Origin of the sequence: Argonema galeatum A003/A1, assembly GCF_023333595.1 — a bacterium.
Classification (GTDB): Bacteria; Cyanobacteriota; Cyanobacteriia; order Cyanobacteriales; family Aerosakkonemataceae; genus Argonema; species Argonema galeatum.
In genome coordinates this window covers 270,824-289,414 of sequence record NZ_JAIQZM010000002.1, presented here as the reverse complement: position 1 = coordinate 289,414, position 18,591 = coordinate 270,824, and the positions used below count along the sequence as shown (strand labels likewise).

Sequence of the window (18,591 nt, the reverse complement as noted above, 5' to 3'; positions counted from 1 at the left end):
CCTCTCAGACCAGCTACTGATCGTCGCCTTGGTGAGCTTTTACCTCTCCAACTAGCTAATCAGACGCGAGCTCATTTCCAGGCAATTAATCTTTCACCTTTCGGCATATCCGGTATTAGCAGCGGTTTCCCTCTGTTGTCCCCGACCTGAAGCTAGATTCTCACGCGTTACTCACCCGTCCGCCACTCAAGTATTTCTACTTGCGTTCGACTTGCATGTGTTAAGCATACCGCCAGCGTTCATCCTGAGCCAGGATCAAACTCTCCATTTTATTGATTGAGTTTGTTTCGGCTCCCCAAGTCATCTACTAGATGGCTTCGGTAACTTTTCTTTCTTACTACTTTCCTATCCGAGGAATTAGTGCTATTCTGGCTTTCAAACTATTATTTTTTCTAGGTTCGGCGCGCTCGTTTCGCTTCGCTTGCGCTGTGCTTTTCCGACCGCTTAATCAATATAACAACTCTACAATCTCCTGTCAAGGGGAAAATACAAAAAAGTTTGAAAGGGCTGAAGTGCGCTTGTGTAGAGCGATTTGAGGTAAATTGGCTCTGCGAAGCGAAAAAATTGAGGAAAAAATTTCAGTGGAAAGTGCCGTCGCTGTTTTACCGTCCTGGATAGTTCTGGATAATCTGCTCCAGAGTTGGTTGGTGGAGGATATTGGTCGGGGCGATCGCACGACGCAAAGCCTACTCGCCGGAGAAGTCGGAGTAGGACGGGCTGATTGGATTGCTAAGCAATCAGGCATAGTGGCTGGTTTACCTATTGCTGCACGAGTTTTCCAGCTTTTGAACCAGCGGGTAAGCTTTGTCCCGATTGTCGCTGAGGGACACCCATGCCAGAAGGGACAGGTAATTGCTCGAATTCACGGCCCTTACGAGGCGCTGCTAACGGGCGAACGGGTTGCCCTAAACATCGCTATGCGCCTCAGTGGGATTGCTACGCTCACTAATAAGTATGTAGAGCAAATTGGCGATTTGCCTACCCGACTGACAGATACCCGCAAAACAACGCCGGGATTGAGGCTGTTGGAAAAGTACGCAACTCTATTGGGAGGGGCTGTCAATCATCGCATGGGGCTAGATGATGCCGTAATGATCAAAGATAACCATATTGAGGCGGCTGGTGGGATAGGTAAGGCGATCGCACGCATTCGTTCCCAAATACCTTATCCCCTCACGATAGAGGTGGAGACAGAAACGCTAGACCAAGTGCAAGAAGCTCTAAAGCACGGTGCTGACATCATCATGCTGGATAATATGGCCCTCGACATGATGCGCCAAGCAGTAAAGATGATTCGTCAGGAAAATGACCGCATCAAAATTGAGGCATCTGGGAACATCACTCTGGAAACTATCCGCGCCGTTGCGGACACTGGGGTAGACTACATTTCCAGCAGCTCGCCGATTACTCGGTCACCTTGGCTGGATTTGAGTATGAACATAGATGTTAGTACGATATAGGAAAGAAGCACTTAGCCCGATCTCCCGGCAGAAAGTCAATGAATCCTACCCTTAAAAAACTCAAAACTAAATTTGAGCAGGCTTTAATTGCCGCCTTTGGCCCTGACTGTGCTGGAGTAGACCTAATGCTGGTGTCTGCTAGCAATCCTAAATTTGGCGATTATCAATCCAACAGCGCACTCTCCCTATCTAAGCAATTGGGCCATCCGCCGCGTGCGATCGCAGAAAAAATCGTTCAGTATTTTGAGATTACCGACATCTGCGAACCGCCAGTCGTAGCGGGGCCTGGTTTTATCAATTTCACCCTGAAACCGTCATACCTGGAAGCGCAACTGAATGCTATCCAAGCAGATCCTCGCTTGGGAATCGCACCGACGAAAAGTCCTCAACGGGTGGTTGTCGATTTTTCCAGCCCTAATATTGCCAAAGAAATGCACGTCGGGCATTTGCGATCGACTATCATCGGAGATTGTATTGCCAGAATTTTAGAATTCGAGGGTCACGATGTTCTGCGATTAAACCATGTGGGCGACTGGGGAACTCAGTTTGGAATGTTAATTGCCTACTTGAGAGAAGTTTGCCCAGAAGCTTTAACTACTGCTAATGCTGTAGATTTGGGCGATTTAGTTAGTTTTTACCGCAAAGCTAAACAGCGGTTTGATGAAGATGAGCGGTTCCAGGAAACTGCCCGTCAAGAAGTGGTAAAATTGCAAGCTGGTGCCGAAGATTCTCGTCGTGCATGGCAGCTGCTGTGCGAACAATCGCGGCGAGAATTTCAGGCGATCTACGATATGCTGGATGTGCAACTTATAGAAAGAGGGGAATCTTTTTATAACCCCTTATTGCCAGCAGTAGTGGAAAATTTAGACAAGCAAGGTTTATTAGTAGAAGATGCTGGGGCTAAGTGCGTTTTTCTAGAAGGATTTACTAACAAAGCGGGCGATCCTTTACCTTTAATAGTGCAAAAATCTGATGGCGGTTACAACTACGCCACAACAGATTTGGCAGCTTTGCGGTATCGGATTCAGCAAGATGGGGCTGCGCGTATTATCTACGTTACCGATACCGGACAGACAAATCACTTCGCTCAGTTTTTTCAGGTAGCCAGACGCGCTGGCTGGATTCCAGATAACGTTGAATTGGTTCACGTTCCCTTTGGTTTGGTGCAGGGGGTAGATGGCAAAAAGCTGAAAACCCGCTCTGGGGAAACTGTGCGGTTAAGAGATTTGCTTGATGAAGCGATCGCTGCTGCCCGTGAAGATCTTGAAGATAGACTAAAGGAAGAAAAGCGCGAGGAAACTGAGAAATTTAAGGCCAACGTTGCTGAGATACTTGGCATTAGTGCTGTTAAGTATGCCGATTTAAGCCAAAACCGTAACAGCAGCTATATTTTTAATTCCAAGAAGATGGTAGCCCGCGAGGGCAATACAGCAACTTACCTACTTTATGCCTATGTTCGGATTCAGGGTATTAGCCGCAAAGGTGATATTGATTTTGAACAACTGGGAACAGATGCTAAAATTCTGTTACAGGAAGAAGCAGAATTGATTCTGGCAAAGCACTTATTACAGCTAAGCGAGCTTCTCGGCTACGTTGAGGAAGATTTGCTACCCAATCGCCTTTGTGAGTATTTGTACGAACTCAGCAAGAAGTACAACCAGTTTTTTGAGCAATGCCCTGTACTATGGGCAGAAGAACCTGTGAGAGCATCTCGATTGATTCTCTGCGATTTAACTGCCAAAACTTTAAAACTTGGTTTATCTTTACTGGGTATTCAAGTTCTAGAGCGAATGTAATCGATAAGTAGTAGGTGAGGGGGAAAAAAATCCACTAGCTAATACCTACTAGCCCCCCTTGCCACTTAGTAACTAACGTAAGTTGCGAGTTATATCATTAAGGCTGCTAACAGGTAATGGGTACGTTGTTGCGCTAAAGCGCTTTAGTGCAACAACGTACCTACAAAAGAAGTAGTTAAATGCCTGACACTCAGAGGATTTTTGAATGAGTGAATGAGTGAATGAGTGACTTCCGACGAAGGCCCTAGCCCTTTTTTGGCCCAGTCTTCGGCTTCTGTACCGGCTTCTGCATAGCCAATAATTCCGGCACCGTCACAAACTGATATCCCTGCTTTTTGAGTCCGGCAATGATTTGCGGTAAAGCCTGCACCGTTCTTGGGTGGATATCGTGCAAGAGTACAATTTTCCCAGGTCGCGCATTACTCAGCACATTATTGACCAACATGGATGCAGAGCGGCTGGGATGGTTTTCTCCGGGATCGACTGACCACATCACAACAGCATACTTTTGAGCGCGGGCATAACCAGCTACCCCATTGTTCAGAACGCCACCAGGCGGACGGAAAAGCGATGTCTTGACACCAGTTGTCTTGTAAATCAGAGCGGCTGTATTTTCAATTTCCGCAGCAGCCATCGCCGGATTCATCCGAAAGTACCAGTGGTGCCAGGTGTGGTTGCCAATAACGTGACCGTCTTGCACCACTTCTCGTCCAATGTCTGGATAGTTTTTCAGGTTGCGTCCGATCCAGAAAAACGTTGCCTTTATGTCGTTTTGCTTGAGGATGTCCAGCACCTGTAAAGTGGTTTTGGGCCAAGGGCCGTCATCAAATGTCAGCGCAATTACCTTGGACGGTCTGCTTAAGTTTACTTCGCGAACGGTTTTGCCTTGAAACTGTGCTGGTACGGAAAAGACCAGATTTATAGCTGCCTCTGCCTTCTGTACACTCTCCCCATTACTCCCTTTTGGTAGCCTGGGGTCAGCTAGGCGTCCGGGCAGCACCATGTAGCTGCCTAACAAGCCTACAAGCGTAACCAGCGTTGCAAAGAATTTGGGATACCAAAAAAAGGCATATCTTGCTGTCATATTACGATTTTTATAAAAAAAACATCTCTACTATTATTGAGAGATCCACGCCCAGATCTGGGAATAATACAACAAAGAGTTAATTTTATTCGTGGAAACGTATCAAATTAACATTTCTTCAGTGATCCAGGTCATGCCTTCCCAGCCTAAAGATGGGGATACTGCCAGGAAGGGCGTTTTTGAGAGGTAGCATATATGGACAGCCAGGGTCGTCAACCAGACCACAAGCCTATAAAAGGTATTCCTGAAAATGAGCGTACAACAATTGCCTTCTCGCTAGAGGGAGACGAGATAGGCAAACTGCGGGAGGAAACGGAAAACAATGCCAAACTCGCCCAGGCAAACCGACTGGTAGACCAAGGAATCGAACAGCATCAGGCTAGCCAATTTAAAGCGGCATTACAGTTTTTCCAGCAGGCACTCTCGATCTACCGGGACATCCAATGCCGTCAGGCAGAGGGGAAGGTGCTGGGGAATCTGGGAAATGCTTGCTATGCTCTGGGTGAGTATGTTAAAGCGATTAATTACTACCAGCAATTGTTGGAGATCGCAAAAGATACCCAAGACCGTCGTGCGGAAGGACTGGCCCTGGGGAATCTGGGAAATGCTTACCGTCACTTGGAAGACCACCTCAAAGCGATCGAGTACCAGCAGCAAAGCTTAATAATTGCTAAGGAAATTCAAGACTGCCGAGGAGAGGTGGCAGCACTCAACAACCTGGGACTTGCTTACAAGGCTTTGGGAGATTACACGAAGGCAATTGACTACCAGCAGCAAAGCTTGACGCTGATGCGGAAAATCAAAGACCGCAAGGGAGAAGGTCAGCTGCTGAGAAATTTGGGAAATGCTTTTTATTCCCTGGGGGATTACCCCACAGCAATTGAATACTACCAGCAGCGCTTGGCTTTGGCGCGGAATATCCAAGACTTGCGGGGGGAAGGACAGGTGCTGAGAAATCTGGGCAGTGCTTGCTACGCTCTGGGTAATTATACCCAAGCGATCGAATATTATCAGCAGCGCTTGACTCTGGCAAAAGATACTCAAGACCTTCGAGTAGAAGAACAAGCGTTAGGAAGCTTAGGAGTTGCTTATGAAGCTTTAGGCAACTTCGATCTGGCGATCGAGTGCTACGAACAGCGCTTGGTCATAGCACGGCAACTCCCAGACGATCGCGTTGAACAGCAGGCCCTAGGAAGCCTGAAAGTTGCTTGCTATGCTTTAGGGGACTACGCTAAAGCTTTTAAATATCAAGAACTGCGTTCCGCAATTCCATCCAACGTTAGTAATTAGTCCTTAGTCATTGGTCATTGGTCATCTGTCAAGTGGTATATCAGTGCATCCGTGTATATCCGTGTCGTGCTGCAACCTACTCATCGGTCATTTCATAAAAACAAATGACTTTTAACAACTCACAAGAATCAATCTTTCACAACTTTTAAGGTTTGCAAGGTTGAATCTGTACAACCGCTAATCGTTCCGCCCATTGCTTTAATGGTTGATAAATATTCCAGGGCGGTTGGGGTAATCACTTCACCGGGCATCAAAATGGGAATCCCTGGTGGATAAGGACAAACCAGTTCAGCACTAATGCGTTGGCTTATCTGTTCAAAGGGTAATGTTTCCGTCGAAGCAAAGAAAGCTTCGCGGGGTGAAATCAGGGGCATCTTGTAACGATCGGGCATCTCAACCAAATCCAGACCTCTCGTCTTCTTAACAGGATAACTCGCTGTTTGATATTTTTTGGCTAATGTGGCGAAACTTTGCACTAATTTCACAATATCTTCTTCTTTATTCCCCAGACTGATAATAAAAGTCAGATGTTCCATTGATGGGAACTCAGCTATTACACTGTGTTGATATAGAATTTCATCCACTTCAAATCCGGTCAAACCTAAGCGGGAAACAGTCACAGTCAAGCGCGTTCGATCGATCGCCACAAAACCTGGTGTATATGCGGTTTCTAAAACAGATAATCCCGGAATTTCGTTGATTCTGGTTCTCGCTTGATCCGCTAACTGCAACGTCCTCCTCATCAGCTGTTCGCCATGCAATACCATCTGCTGACGCGCCGCATCCAGAGAAGCTAATAATAAATAACTGGGACTGGTGGACTGCACTAATTGTAAGGCTTTGCTGACGCGATCGCGATCGACCCTGTTACCCCTAACGTGCAACATGGATGCCTGAGTTAAAGCGCTGAGAACTTTGTGGATAGATTGCACCGTCAAATCAGCGCCAGCTGATAAGGCTGAAGGCGGCAAGTCGGGATGAAAGGTAAAATGGGGGCCGTGGGCTTCGTCTACCAGCAAAGGGATGTTGTGTTGATGAGCTAGGTCTGCGATCGCTTCCACATCTCCACAAACGCCATAATAAGTTGGGTAAACCATCATCACTGCCTTAGCGTCTGGATGCTGCTGTAGTGCAGCCGCCACAGCTTTTGGCGTGATACAGTGGGCAATATCCTTCAGGGGGTCGTATTCTGGATTAACGAAAATCGGTATAGCACCGGAAAGGATTAAACCTGCGATCGCAGACTGATGTACATTTCGAGGCAAAATAATTTTCTCCCCCGTCCGGCAAGTCGCCAAAATCGCCGCCAGTACCCCCGCAGTCGAACCATTCACCAAAAACCAAGTAAATTCGGCTCCAAAGGCCGCTGCTGCCAATTCGTGCGCCGACCGGAGCGTATTTTCTGGCGCAGACAGATTATCCAAACCCGGCAACTCAGTTAAGTCCGATCGAAACACCTCATAACCCAGTAATTCTCCCAGGGGCTGAGAAACTCCTTGTCCCTGCTTGTGTCCCGGCGTGTAAAACGCCGCATGGGAATTGTTAACATATTCCTGGAGAGCGTCCAGCAAGGGCGTTTTTGCTTGAGAATCTGAGACAAATGACATGAAACTAATCTTACTGCTACAGTAGCAAATCTGGATACACTATTCAAAAGGCATATTGTAGGGCGTAGCTATTCAGGAGGATGTCATTCGATCGGTTTTTACCTAATTTGATAGAGTCGAACGATTTTATGAAGATTCTCATGATTAATCCCAGTCCCCTTCCTTTCCCCGAACCCCAGATTCCCAGTCCCATACCGGAACCCATACCCAATCCCATTCCCGAACCGCCAGTGCCAGAACCCGTCCCTGGGCCAGTGCCTCAGCCAATTCCAGGACCTGTGCCAGAACCTGTGCCTGCACCCATTCCCCAGACGGTTCCAGGGCCAATTCCTCAAACCGTTCCCTAAACAGTCTAAAATCAAATTTACCCAGTTTTTACCCCAGAACTAAAATGCTAAGAGCCGGAATTGTTGGACTTCCTAACGTTGGTAAATCCACCCTATTTAACGCCTTGGTTGCTAATGCCAAAGCGCAAGCCGCCAACTTTCCCTTTTGCACGATCGAACCCAACGTCGGCGTCGTTGCAGTGCCAGATGAACGGTTAAATGTTCTGGCTAAAATTTCCAATTCCGACCAAATTGTTCCAACTCGCGTCGAGTTTGTAGATATTGCCGGGTTGGTGAAAGGTGCTAGCCAGGGGGAAGGACTGGGCAATCAATTTTTATCCCATATTCGAGAAGTAGATGCCATAGTTCATGTAGTGCGCTGTTTTGAGAATGATGACATTATCCACGTTGCCGGTTCTGTTGACCCAGCTAGAGATATTGAAATCATCAATCTAGAGTTAATTTTATCCGATTTGGCGCAAATCGAGCGTAAGATCGATCGCACCCGTAAAATGGCTCGTACTAGCAAGGAAGCCCAAATTGAATTGTCAGCTTTGGAAAAAATAAGTGCTGTATTAAATGAAGGCAAACCAGGGCGGCAAGTTAGTTTAACTGAAGAAGAAATTGAATCAATTAAGGGTTTAGGTTTGCTCACTTCTAAGCCGATAATTTATGCTGCCAATGTGTCTGAAGATGATTTGGCAACTGGAAATAAATATGTAGAACAGGTGCAGCAAATAGCGGTTCAAGAAAAAGCTCAAGTCGTAATTGTTTCTGCCCAAGTAGAATCAGAATTAGTCGAGTTACCAGAGTCAGAAAGGGGAGAATTTTTGGCATCTCTGGGCGTAGAAGAAGGCGGTTTGAAATCTTTAATTCGTGCCACTTACGAACTATTGGGATTGCGTACTTATTTTACCGCTGGGCCGAAGGAAACTCGCGCTTGGACGATTAACGCTGGAATGTTGGCACCGCAAGCTGCTGGTGTGATTCACACGGATTTTGAGCGCGGTTTTATTCGCGCTGAAACAGTTGCTTATAAAGATTTGGTAGCAACTGGCTCGATGACTGCTGCGAAGGAGAAAGGCTTAGTTCGCAGTGAAGGTAAGGAGTATATTGTGCAGGAAGGCGATGTGCTGTTGTTCCGGTTTAATGTGTAGGTATTTCACTCATATAGCATAACAGGTTGTGGACTTATGAATCTGAAACTTAGATCGGCAAAAATCAAAAATTTCAAGAGTTTGGGTGATGTTGACTTAAACTTTAGAAACTTAACAATTCTTGTCGGTTCAAATTCAAGCGGTAAGTCAAACTCTTTAGAGGCGCTAAGGTTTCTAAGCAGTCTTCTTGTTAGAGAATCTCTTCCCGCAGTTGAAGGAATGCAGAGAGCGTTAAGATACGGTAATGACAATATCTGTTATAGCATTACTGTAGAGGATGATGATAAGCAAGCAGAATATAGTTTATCTCTTGCATCTAACGGACGAAAAACTCTGCTAGCTCATGAAAATCTGAAAGTAAATGGAAAGGAGGTAATTAATATTATAAATGGCAAAGGAGAAGTAAGTGATGAAGATGGTAAAAACACTCAAAAATATCAGTCAGCCCCGGAAAGTATAGAAGGTTTAGCATTAAGATCGGCGGGAAACTTCGGAAATAAACCTTTTACAAAAAAACTAGCTAGCTACATTAGAGAGTGGAAGTTTTATGATATAGATCCAGATATAATAAGACAATACCCTTCTTTGATGGGCATGATTAAAGGTATCGCTCAACGAAGTAACCCCAGTGAGAGTATACCAAGCCTTGACGCTCAAGCTGGTGAAGTTCAGGAAGTTTTGAACTACTGGGCTCAAAATGAAAGAGATACCTTTGAGGGGATTAGTCAAGAACTCAAAGATTGTCTCAATATCAGCTTAAGTCTAGTTGAAGAGGGAGAGCAAATTGTAAAAGTTTTAGAACCAGATGGTAAACAAATGCCATTGTCCAGTATGTCAGATGGTACTCTCCGATTGATAGCTTATTTTATACTGCTTTATCAGTCCGATATACCCCCGCTGATTGGTATTGAGGAACCAGAAAGAAATCTTCATCCAGGTATTCTAAAAGATGTTGCTTCTATAATGAAAAGACTATCTAAAAGGACTCAAGTAGTTTTTACAACTCATAGTTCTCAGTTACTTGATTGCTTCGATCCGGAAGAAATATCATCTGAAATCTCAGTAATTCTTTTGAGTAAGAAAGATGAGTATGGAACCAAAGCTTGTTTACTGGATAAGCTGGCTGAAAATCGTGACGATCTCTTAGATTGGATGAATGATTTCGGATTAGGTAGTGCCATTTATCATAGTCACTTATTAGAAGAAATGGTGGGTAGTTAGTATGCCCAGTGTGCGTATCTGGACTCCGGAATCTGACAATGATAGAGATTCGGTTTGCTGTATAGCTCAAAAAATAGTTGAATACTATGGATGCGATCTAACAATTGAATATGCAACTAAACAAGCATTCAATGATGCCGCGCGGAAACCAGATGGATTAAAAAAAGCAGTTGATATATATCTTAGGCGTAACGATATAGTCATATTTCTTATAGATGCAGACAGTGCAAAATCCCAAGCTCAACGACGTAGCGAAAGAAATTCTTTAGTCAACAGAATTCAAGCAGTAGTTAGTGCATCTGTAGGAAAAGCTATATTAATTCTTATGCTTCAAGAATTAGAAGCTTGGCTTTTAGTAGACTGTCTTGGTATCTGCTGCTACTTTACAAAGAGTCCAGAAACTAGGAATATCCAGGATTGGATAAAGTTCGCAAATCGCAGACAACCTGGGCAGACAAATTTGATAGAAGAAGCTGAGCTTGGAGGCAAAAATGCAAAAGAATATCTCGAAAAACTTTCGCGAGAAGTTTTAATAAAAATAAATCCGAATCTTAAAAATAAACTTCAGAATCTGCAAGAGCGTCAATATAGTGAGGATAAATCTTCGGAAGTTGCAGAGTATATGGAAATTAGTAGTCAAACAATTAAGAGAAACGAGTCTTTAGAAGAATTTGCCCAGTGTTTAAAGAAATTGGCTGCGGTAGAGTGACACAACTGAGATATCTACTCTTGTTTGTGAGTAAATGGGTAAGTAGCGGCGAGGGAAAATGCGATCGCGTTAACTACACCTATTCCTGCAAAGCAAGGCATCAGCCACTTCCACCAATGTATACAGACGAACCCATATTTTCATCATCTGTACCCAATATTACGCCACCCCCTGCACCCGGTACGAGTTCGATCGCTTCAATCTTGTGGTAATCATAACGGTATAGAAGAACAAGTTCGGGATTTTGCCGGAATCCAATTCCATTTCCACTAACCTCAAACGCACCTGCCACGTATACAGCCGACTCGAATGGCCCATCGTTCCCAGGATCGGTTGCTGACGTAATAAAAAGAATTCCCGCCCGATCTATCTTAAGATCGGAAATGTGGCGAACATTGCTAGTAGGCCACGGCACTTTCAGATTAACAGAACCTGTTTTTGTAATTTGATATGTAGCTGGATTTAGAATCCCCCAATAAATTATTGCCGCCTCTTCACCTTCACCCCGATGCGCCCAAACAGCTAATAATTTTGCATCTATTTCCTGTAAAGCAAATGCTTCAAAATTCCTTTTATCAGGAATAATAGGTAAATTGAATACTTTGAGAACCGAAATATTTTTGTTGGAATTATCCAGCTTAATATGATATATTTTCCCCGAACTGCTTAGAGCCATGAAAAAAGGGTTAAAACTTCCTGGAACAGATGTTATCCCCTCCAAATCCCTTGGTAAATCTGTGTTGTTAGGCCATTCCAAGGGAAAATATTGAGGTTTCTTTTTACCCTTGATAGTAACGATCGCTAAACGCCCCTGGTCTTTTTCTTTATTGTCATGGACAATCAGCAAATCCAGAGAATTTTTTTGCTGCTGAATCATAGCCATACCGCTAATACCGAAAAGGATGCCGCCTCGGACGGGACGCCACTGTTGTGCCAACACTTGCTGGGATACAAGCAAGAATGAAACCAAGATAGCTATAGTTAGCAGTAACTTTAGAAATCTACCCATCTTGAATTAAACCAGCAAATTTCTCAGTAATGCAGGGCTTACGTAGAGATCCCCTCAGCCCCCCTTTTTAAGGGGGGGTTTCCGCTTCCCCCCCTTAATCGCTCCTGGAAAAATTAAAATGTCGCCGCGTATGTTAACTCAAAATCTCGATAAATCGTAACGCGGCAAGAGTTAGCTGGTTCCTTCAATAACTCATAATCCAATTTACCTGTAATCGTGCTAACAGGTCGCCTCAATGGTTTATTATCATACTGACTCCGCTCCCTTGTACTCCAATCAATAATTGCACCATCAAGCGAATTCTGAAATTCTGCCGCTAACATCAAGATTTCAAACTTATCTTTGATTTGTCCAAGTACAGGGAACCTAATAGAAACCCACTGCGTTATTATTGGCTTTATATCATTAGGTGTCATGTGAGTTTGGCACTCCCCCAACTCTAAATCATAAGGCTCCCATTTGAAATTATCTTGCTGATGCCCAAAGTCGATTTGCATCTCCTTGAGAGATTTGTCTATATGCGGTAACAGTCCTAGATTAGGGTCAGATAGTAGCTTACGAATGTTGGAAGGGTCAGTCATAAAATTGTTCCTCAATTGAAGTTAGTTCTGTTGACGCCAAACTTTCTTAGTGGGGCGTTCTCTTTACTTGTGCCGGAGGCATTAGCATTGGGGCGAAAATTTATGGCTCTAACCCGTGTTTTTTGTCCAAATGCTTTGCCCTACCTAACTTGGAAATTCATTCCCAGATGGCTCTGGTGTCGAGCCGAGAGCTTCTTTTAGCAGAGCCCTGACTTTTCGACCTTGATCCCACCTTAATAATATTACACTTTTGACACCTTTAATTAAAAGAATTTTTACTAGCTCCACTCTCATTTTTTTGCGTAAATCGCCGGGAAGTGATTGATAAGTTTTGTTACGAATAATTTTTAGCCATACTTTATAAATCTCAAACAAAGTTTCAATTTTATTTTCGCCAAGATTGTGGCTGGTTGCTTGATTGGGATGAATGCGAAATGAAGCTAGTCTTTCGTCAATAAATCCTATCTTATAATATGTCATAATCCGCAGCCACATCTCTAAGTCAGCGAGTTGCTTAAAAGCCGGGTCGAATAAGCCAACCCGCTCAAAAACTTCCCGACAAATCAAGACATTTGTAGGTTCGCCAATTTTGTTGTAGGGAGGTTTAAAAAAATTACGATCTTGTAAAAGAGTAATACCAGATTGGACAAACTGAATCTTAGACCAATGTTTGTGTAAATCTTTCATTCCGGTGACAAATTCTATGTCTATTGGCTGTTCGTAAATTAAGTTGCGGCAGCTAAAAACAAGACCTATTTTTTCGTCTTGTTCAGCCATTTTTACCATCTTGGTAATACAGTCTGGTTCGAGAGTATCGTCTTGGAATAAGAACTTAATATATTTGCCTTTCGCTTGGGAAATGCAATAGTTCCAGTTAGGTACTAAACCGTATCTGGAATGAGTGAAAATATGGGAGTTAGCTAAGTGAGATGCACGAAGCAAATTCAGGCTTTCATCTTGAGAATTATCATCAGAGATAATAATTTCTATATAAGGATAAGTAGTTTGACGGATGGTGTTTAAAAGCGATTCAATAAATTCAGCGCCGTTATATACAGGGATACAAATGCTAACAAGCGGATAACTAGACATTTATGGCTCTGAATTGTCTATGGTGAAACTGTCATGTCGGCCTTTTTTCTTAAATTGGGGATATTTCCCGAAAATTAACGGCATACTGGAAGAGAACTTGCAACCTAACTCTCCGTAAAATCTGGTAAACTGCACAAGCAACCATGAAACGTAAATCTACAGCCGACGCCTCTAAATCCTCCGCCTTTAATTCCACCACCCTGGCAATTCTTGCAGGCGTATTTATTTTGGGAATCGGGGTCGGCATTGGCTTTAGCACCACAGCCAATTCTAGCATCGAAAATGTGGCATCCCGCGAAGTGATCGATCGCAGTGCGCCGAACCCCGATATTTGCGCTCAGTATGGAGCCAGCGCGATCGTCTCCGACACCCGCATCTTTGTAACATTAAACCCCTTCACCGTCTACGTAACCCAGCCGCGTATGCAACCCGGATGCGTCCTGCGAAGCAATAACTGGGCAATTCTGGAGAGTAGAAAACTGGTGACATCAGAGCAGGTGCGAGAGTGTAAAAACCGGATGAACACCTTTGGCTACACTAACACTCTGGAGAATTCCCCCCAAATTGACTGCCTCTATCAAACCGACGCCGATAAAAATCGCTTCTTCAATCAACCGGGAACCGGCGCTCCCCCAGCAGAAACAGGTAAGTTCTGAGCTTACGCAGTCAGCAAATCTGAAAAATTGCTTTAAATTTCTGCATTCCTCGCCTGGAGAATGTATATTGGGGAAACTTTAAGTAAAAGCAAACAGATGAGCCAGCGACCAACATAAAACTTCGCCCTCAGTCAATAGCATCAGGGTGCCCAGACTTCACTTAGTTTCACAGAAAAACGAAGTTTTAGGGCGAGAGGCTCATCCCCATTGATGGGATTGAGTCCTTTTAAGACAATATGTTTATCAACACATCCAGTGAAGAGGGTGCCTCAAATCTGGCAGAACTAATTCGTTTTAGCAACGAAGTAACAAGCTCTAAACCTGCCAGAGCATCCCGTTGGCAACGGGTCAACCAAATAAATGAGGAAGCTGACACTACGATCGGCACAGAATCATTTGCAATCCTAGATGGTTACGCCTCACCTTTTACGCCTCTGAGAGAAGGAGACATAAAAGCTCTGACAGCACTATTTGACCGGGAAGATAGCGATGAAATCGAAACAAATATTACCAGCTATCTGCTCCTGTTATGGCCCGATTCCGGCTGGGAAAACGATAGTTTTGATTTTTTGGGAGAGTATCTCTAAACCAAACTTATTACTTGACGCGATCGCACTCTCTTTGTAAATTGGGCACTAATAGATCGGTAAATCTATTTTTGCTGGCAAGGTCTGTGACCGATCGGGCTGCATAAAGTAGATTTACCTTTGGGATATGCGATCCCCAGCCCTAAACAAAACTCGTTCCACCTGCGATCCCCCTAGTGGTAGAGCCTAGTTTAGCCACCGGACTTATATAATAACGGATAAGGTCACCCTTTTAAGTATTGAGCTACCAAATTCAGGGTGTCACAGCCGCTCCTACATGAAAACGCTGACTTCGTTGACACAGCAGCTCAAGCAATGGCGGCGAGTTGCGTTCCACCAATATCTGCGTTGGCGAAAGCAGTCCCCAGGACATCACAAATTCGCTAAAGTTTCCACGAAAGCATTTGTTCAAACTTGGCCTTCGCGTCAGCGTCCCTCCGGCGTATCGCTTTCTCGTAGCGTTGCTCTTAGCGTTAGCGCTTCCGAGCTGGCGACGCAAAAACCAGTAGCTCGCAAACAGATAACCTGTCCAAAAAACACAGGTAATAACCACCGCTTTTTAGGTAGCCTTTTGCTAAAGCAATTGTCTGGTTCGCTGTTAGCGGCCAATTCCTTTCCCATACAACTACTGCGAAGCCAGCCTCCGCCCAGGGCACATTCCCGTCGTCATAAATCTCATCGCCCCCCAGTTGCCTTGGTTCTAGCAGTGCTGTCCCTCACCAGTAGTTTAGGCCATCGTTTCTACAACCAGCCAAAACTGGATGTCGGCACCATTTCCCCCTCGACGATTACGGCTCCTGTGGACGCTAGCGTTGAAGACACCAAAACTACGGAAGCCAAACGAAAAGCAGCCCGCCGGGGTTTAGTGCCCGTCTTAGCGATCGATTTAGCAGTTAATCAACAGATTTACGAAAATCTGGAAAAATCGATCGACCAAATCAACGAAGCTCGGAAGCTTCAAGGGCCTTTTCCTTTTACCAAAACCTCTGTACTATCACTTTCCACCCAGCTTTACCTACGCAGCAGCCAAGAATGGGAATGGCGGACTATAGCAGCAGCCTTAGATCCCGAAATAACCGCAAAATCAAGGGATGGGCTCACTCTGACCCCTTCACCCACTCCCACCCTCTCGCCTATCCAGCAGCGAGCCGTTGCCGAACTGCAAGCCTATCATAGCTCTACTTCCTCCCCAGAATTAGCGGCGCTACTTGACAAAATCTCAGTTGTTCGCCAGCTTTACAACCGGGCACTCGCTGTTTTCTCAAACAAGTCGGTTTCAGCACCGGGAACTTCTGAATATATCTCTGCGTTGCAATTGTCCGATGCAGCTTGGCAACAAACCCAAACTGGCCTTCGCCAAGTGGCAGAGCGCATTCTCGCCCAAGGCATTCCACCTGGCTTACCGCCTCATTTGTTGCAGTCAGCGGTGAATATGCACGCCAAAATGCAGATATCAGAAGCCGCACAACCTCTGGCAACCAAGATTCTAATGGCAGCGTTGCAGCAGAATTTAAAGGAAGATGCCGAACAAACAAGGCTGCAAGCAGAACTGGCGGCACGAGAAGTGCAACCTGAAATAATTGAAGTGCGGCAAGGCGAGGTGATTGTCCTTGCAGGCGAGGCCATTAGCCAAGCCGATTTTGTGCTGCTCGATCGTTTCGGCTTGAGCGGTCGGGGCATTAACTGGCTGGGCTTAATTGGGTGCGGAGCGCTTGTCAGCGGAGCGGTCAGCGTTTTTTGGCTCGTGGAGAGGCGATTTCACCCCGGACTGCGCCGCCGAGACCATATCTTAATATTGCTTCTAACTCTCAGTACGCCGCTGCTGGTGAGCTTGGGCGTGCCTTATACCAGCTTGCCCGCCATTGGTTTGTTAGTCGGCAGCTTTTACGGTTCGGCTTTGGGCGTTACCGCTGTCGGACTGCTCACTCTCGGACTTCCGATCAGCATGGAAATTGCCTGGGAACATCTCCTGGCTGGTGCTGCTGGCGGTCTGCTGGGCAGCTTAATTGCTGGACGACTGCGATCGCGCGAAGAACTCGCCCTCTTAGGTGTTGCAGTAGGCTTAACTGAAGGAGTCGTTTACCTGCTCCTCAATCTCATGCTCAGTGCAGCCGTAGGTTCCATCTGGTATACCGTACTCATAGACGCCGCCTTATACAGTCTTACCGGCTTGGCATGGAGCGTTGTCGCTCTAGGGTTGAGTCCTTATCTCGAACACCTTTTCGACCTGTTAACCCCCATCCGTTTGGCAGAACTCGCTAACCCAAACCGAGCCCTCCTCAAGCGTTTGGCTGAAGAAGCCCCAGGAACTTTCCAACACACCCTGTTTGTCTCCACCCTCGCAGAAGCCGCCGCCAAAACTTTGGGTTGCAATGTTGAGCTTGTCCGCACTGGAACCCTATATCACGATATCGGCAAACTGCACGACCCTCAAGGATTTATTGAAAATCAGATGGGCGGGCCAAATAAGCACGACGAAATTAATGACCCTTGGAAAAGTGCCGACATTATTAAAAAGCACGTCACCGAAGGACTGGTTATGGCGCGTCGCTGTCGCTTACCCAAAGCAATACAAGCTTTTATTCCAGAACATCAGGGAACTATTTTGATTGCTTTCTTTTATCACAAAGCCCAACAAGACTCTAAGCAACCAGTTCCAGAACCTGATTTTCGCTACGATGGCCCCATTCCTCAATCCCGAGAAACCGGCATTGTCATGCTGGCAGATGCCTGCGAGGCAGCTTTGCGAAGTCTCAAGGAAGTCAGCTATGAAGAAGCGTTAGTAACAGTCAATAAAATCCTCAAAGCCCGCTGGCAAGATAATCAACTCCTAGATTCAGGGCTAAGACGCGAAGAAATGCCTCAAATTGCTGAAATCTTCGTCCAAGTCTGGCAACAGTTTCATCACAAACGCATCGTTTATCCCAAAACGGTTCCCTAAAAAATTCTTGTTCTTATTCTTATCTGCGTTTATCTGCGTTCATCTGCCGACATCTGCGGTAAAAATTTAACCTACGATAACAACAGAAAATCTGACGATATCATCCTTTAACACCGCTGCCTGAATCTGTTGGTACAATATAGCGCTGCATAAATAGAAAGAAAATCAGAATTGGCGCAATGGAGATAACCGAACCTGCCGCAATCAAGCGCCAATCTAAGGAGAATGTACCCGCTAACAAAGCTACTCCCAAGGGCAAGGTGTAATATTCCTGTCTGTCAACGACTATTAAAGGCCAAAGGAAGTCACTCCAAGAACCGATAAACACAAAAATAGCTAAAGTCACCAGCGCAGGGCGAATGGCGGGAAGCATTACAAACCACCAAATTCCCTGTTCCGAACAGCCATCCATTCTGGCTGCTTCCTCTAATTCTTTTGGCACTCCTTGAAATGCTTGCCGCAGCAGGAAAATGCCAAAAGCGGAGGCTATGCTGGGAAAAATTATCCCTAAATATGTATTCCTTAAACCTAGCTGTACTGTTAAAACATATAAGGGGATCATCACGATTTGAAAGGGAATCATAATAGTGGAAACAATCCCACTAAAAATGGCATCTTTTCCCCGAAAGTTTAGTCTCGCTAGTGGGTAAGCTGCTAGGGAACAAAACAGCACATTCAATCCAACTGTTAGCACCGCAATCAGGGTACTGTTAAATAAGTACCGTCCAAATGGATTAGTCTGCCAAACTGTAACAAAGTTCTGGAATGTCGGCTGACTCGGTAATAGCTGGGGCGGAAACTGGAAAATATTTTCGGTTGGCGACTTGAAGGCGGTACCAATCAGCCAGAGTAGGGGGAAAAGCATCAGTAGCGCGATCGCACTCAGCACCCCATACGTCCCAACCTGTCCCCACTTCGACCGATTTGCACTTTTCGTTCTAGCCTCTGGCTTTGATACCTTAACGTTTTCCACCTGCTTTGACTCCGGCATCGGTTTTTAATCTCTCAATTATCAATGTTTCAAGTCTAATATCTCTCTTTCCCCTTCTTCTTTATCCTCCCCAAATCAATACCT

16 protein-coding genes and 1 rRNA gene are annotated in these 18,591 nt (G+C 45.2%); 10 read left to right on the top strand and 7 right to left on the bottom strand.

Translation table 11 applies throughout. From position 1 onward, the window contains the following. A 16S ribosomal RNA gene (locus LAY41_RS04680) occupies positions 1-271 on the bottom strand; the annotation flags it as partial. A gap of 271 nt (positions 272-542) precedes the next feature. On the opposite strand from LAY41_RS04680, the gene nadC reads away from it, so the two are divergent. Then, a complete protein-coding gene (gene nadC / locus LAY41_RS04675) occupies positions 543-1,460 on the top strand; it encodes a carboxylating nicotinate-nucleotide diphosphorylase (RefSeq protein ID WP_249094672.1) in 918 nt (305 codons plus the stop codon). 38 nt (positions 1,461-1,498) lie between these two features. Then, on the top strand, positions 1,499-3,256 hold the full coding sequence (gene argS / locus LAY41_RS04670) for an arginine--tRNA ligase (protein ID WP_249094670.1): 1,758 nt from the start codon (positions 1,499-1,501) through the stop codon (positions 3,254-3,256). Positions 3,257-3,500: 244 nt separating this feature from the next. Here argS and LAY41_RS04665 read toward each other — a convergent pair whose 3' ends face one another. Next, positions 3,501-4,340 carry a polysaccharide deacetylase family protein gene (locus LAY41_RS04665; RefSeq protein ID WP_249094668.1) on the bottom strand — a complete coding sequence of 280 codons (840 nt, stop codon included), beginning with the start codon at positions 4,338-4,340 and terminating at the stop codon, positions 3,501-3,503. Between the two features lie 195 nt (positions 4,341-4,535). Between LAY41_RS04665 and LAY41_RS04660 the strand changes: the two genes are divergently transcribed. Beyond that, complete coding sequence (locus tag LAY41_RS04660) at positions 4,536-5,630, top strand: tetratricopeptide repeat protein (RefSeq protein WP_249094666.1); 1,095 nt, start codon at positions 4,536-4,538, stop codon at positions 5,628-5,630. Between the two features lie 128 nt (positions 5,631-5,758). Here the strand turns inward: LAY41_RS04660 and LAY41_RS04655 are convergent, their stop codons facing one another. After that, positions 5,759-7,237 (bottom strand): aminotransferase class I/II-fold pyridoxal phosphate-dependent enzyme, encoded by a 1,479-nt coding sequence (locus LAY41_RS04655; RefSeq protein WP_249094665.1) that lies wholly within the window; start codon positions 7,235-7,237, stop codon positions 5,759-5,761. Positions 7,238-7,365: 128 nt separating this feature from the next. On the opposite strand from LAY41_RS04655, the gene LAY41_RS04650 reads away from it, so the two are divergent. From LAY41_RS04650 to LAY41_RS04635, 4 genes are read left to right on the top strand one after another with little or no spacing between them, the layout of a single operon-like run. Then, positions 7,366-7,584, top strand: a complete 219-nt coding sequence (locus LAY41_RS04650; protein WP_249094663.1) for a hypothetical protein — start codon at positions 7,366-7,368, stop codon at positions 7,582-7,584. Positions 7,585-7,628: 44 nt separating this feature from the next. Then, a complete protein-coding gene (ychF, locus tag LAY41_RS04645; protein ID WP_249094660.1) occupies positions 7,629-8,720 on the top strand; it encodes a redox-regulated ATPase YchF in 1,092 nt (363 codons plus the stop codon). A 36-nt stretch (positions 8,721-8,756) separates the two neighbouring features. Beyond that, positions 8,757-9,941: an AAA family ATPase gene (locus LAY41_RS04640; RefSeq protein ID WP_249094657.1), complete on the top strand. Its 1,185-nt coding sequence runs from the start codon at positions 8,757-8,759 to the stop codon at positions 9,939-9,941. Position 9,942: 1 nt separating this feature from the next. Continuing rightward, positions 9,943-10,650 (top strand): DUF4276 family protein, encoded by a 708-nt coding sequence (locus LAY41_RS04635; RefSeq protein WP_249094654.1) that lies wholly within the window; start codon positions 9,943-9,945, stop codon positions 10,648-10,650. Positions 10,651-10,750: 100 nt separating this feature from the next. Here the strand turns inward: LAY41_RS04635 and LAY41_RS04630 are convergent, their stop codons facing one another. From LAY41_RS04630 to LAY41_RS04620, 3 genes are all read right to left on the bottom strand, one after another. Beyond that, the gene (locus LAY41_RS04630; RefSeq protein WP_249094652.1) at positions 10,751-11,659 is read right to left on the bottom strand and encodes a hypothetical protein; all 909 of its coding nucleotides are present in this window, start codon (positions 11,657-11,659) and stop codon (positions 10,751-10,753) included. A gap of 113 nt (positions 11,660-11,772) precedes the next feature. Further along, entirely contained in the window at positions 11,773-12,240 is a 468-nt protein-coding gene (locus LAY41_RS04625) for a hypothetical protein (RefSeq protein WP_249066818.1), read from the bottom strand. A 144-nt stretch (positions 12,241-12,384) separates the two neighbouring features. Then, the gene (locus LAY41_RS04620) at positions 12,385-13,332 is read right to left on the bottom strand and encodes a glycosyltransferase family 2 protein (RefSeq protein WP_249094650.1); all 948 of its coding nucleotides are present in this window, start codon (positions 13,330-13,332) and stop codon (positions 12,385-12,387) included. Positions 13,333-13,475: 143 nt separating this feature from the next. On the opposite strand from LAY41_RS04620, the gene LAY41_RS04615 reads away from it, so the two are divergent. The 3 genes from LAY41_RS04615 (at position 13,476) to LAY41_RS04605 (ending at position 17,516) form a co-directional block, all read left to right on the top strand. Continuing rightward, a complete protein-coding gene (locus LAY41_RS04615) occupies positions 13,476-13,988 on the top strand; it encodes a DUF3172 domain-containing protein (protein ID WP_249094647.1) in 513 nt (170 codons plus the stop codon). Between the two features lie 236 nt (positions 13,989-14,224). Beyond that, complete coding sequence (locus LAY41_RS04610) at positions 14,225-14,575, top strand: hypothetical protein (RefSeq protein WP_249094645.1); 351 nt, start codon at positions 14,225-14,227, stop codon at positions 14,573-14,575. A gap of 277 nt (positions 14,576-14,852) precedes the next feature. Then, positions 14,853-17,516, top strand: coding sequence for an HD family phosphohydrolase (locus LAY41_RS04605; RefSeq protein ID WP_249094643.1), 2,664 nt, complete (start codon positions 14,853-14,855; stop codon positions 17,514-17,516). A 100-nt stretch (positions 17,517-17,616) separates the two neighbouring features. Here the strand turns inward: LAY41_RS04605 and LAY41_RS04600 are convergent, their stop codons facing one another. After that, the gene (locus tag LAY41_RS04600; RefSeq protein ID WP_249094641.1) at positions 17,617-18,507 is read right to left on the bottom strand and encodes a carbohydrate ABC transporter permease; all 891 of its coding nucleotides are present in this window, start codon (positions 18,505-18,507) and stop codon (positions 17,617-17,619) included. Positions 18,508-18,591: the final 84 nt, after the last annotated feature.

Excerpts from the sequence above, each read along its gene's own strand:
- ychF (WP_249094660.1), top strand. The coding sequence starts at position 7,629 with ATGCTAAGAGCCGGAATTGTTGGACTTCCTAACGTTGGTAAATCCACC.
- LAY41_RS04600 (WP_249094641.1), bottom strand. The coding sequence starts at position 18,507 with ATGCCGGAGTCAAAGCAGGTGGAAAACGTTAAGGTATCAAAGCCAGAG.
- LAY41_RS04630 (WP_249094652.1), bottom strand. The coding sequence starts at position 11,659 with ATGGGTAGATTTCTAAAGTTACTGCTAACTATAGCTATCTTGGTTTCA.
- LAY41_RS04660 (WP_249094666.1), top strand. The coding sequence starts at position 4,536 with ATGGACAGCCAGGGTCGTCAACCAGACCACAAGCCTATAAAAGGTATT.
- LAY41_RS04635 (WP_249094654.1), top strand. The coding sequence starts at position 9,943 with ATGCCCAGTGTGCGTATCTGGACTCCGGAATCTGACAATGATAGAGAT.
- LAY41_RS04610 (WP_249094645.1), top strand. The coding sequence starts at position 14,225 with ATGTTTATCAACACATCCAGTGAAGAGGGTGCCTCAAATCTGGCAGAA.
- LAY41_RS04665 (WP_249094668.1), bottom strand. The coding sequence starts at position 4,340 with ATGACAGCAAGATATGCCTTTTTTTGGTATCCCAAATTCTTTGCAACG.
- LAY41_RS04620 (WP_249094650.1), bottom strand. The coding sequence starts at position 13,332 with ATGTCTAGTTATCCGCTTGTTAGCATTTGTATCCCTGTATATAACGGC.
- LAY41_RS04655 (WP_249094665.1), bottom strand. The coding sequence starts at position 7,237 with ATGTCATTTGTCTCAGATTCTCAAGCAAAAACGCCCTTGCTGGACGCT.
- LAY41_RS04605 (WP_249094643.1), top strand. The coding sequence starts at position 14,853 with ATGAAAACGCTGACTTCGTTGACACAGCAGCTCAAGCAATGGCGGCGA.
- LAY41_RS04640 (WP_249094657.1), top strand. The coding sequence starts at position 8,757 with ATGAATCTGAAACTTAGATCGGCAAAAATCAAAAATTTCAAGAGTTTG.
- LAY41_RS04625 (WP_249066818.1), bottom strand. The coding sequence starts at position 12,240 with ATGACTGACCCTTCCAACATTCGTAAGCTACTATCTGACCCTAATCTA.
- LAY41_RS04650 (WP_249094663.1), top strand. The coding sequence starts at position 7,366 with ATGAAGATTCTCATGATTAATCCCAGTCCCCTTCCTTTCCCCGAACCC.
- argS (WP_249094670.1), top strand. The coding sequence starts at position 1,499 with ATGAATCCTACCCTTAAAAAACTCAAAACTAAATTTGAGCAGGCTTTA.
- LAY41_RS04615 (WP_249094647.1), top strand. The coding sequence starts at position 13,476 with ATGAAACGTAAATCTACAGCCGACGCCTCTAAATCCTCCGCCTTTAAT.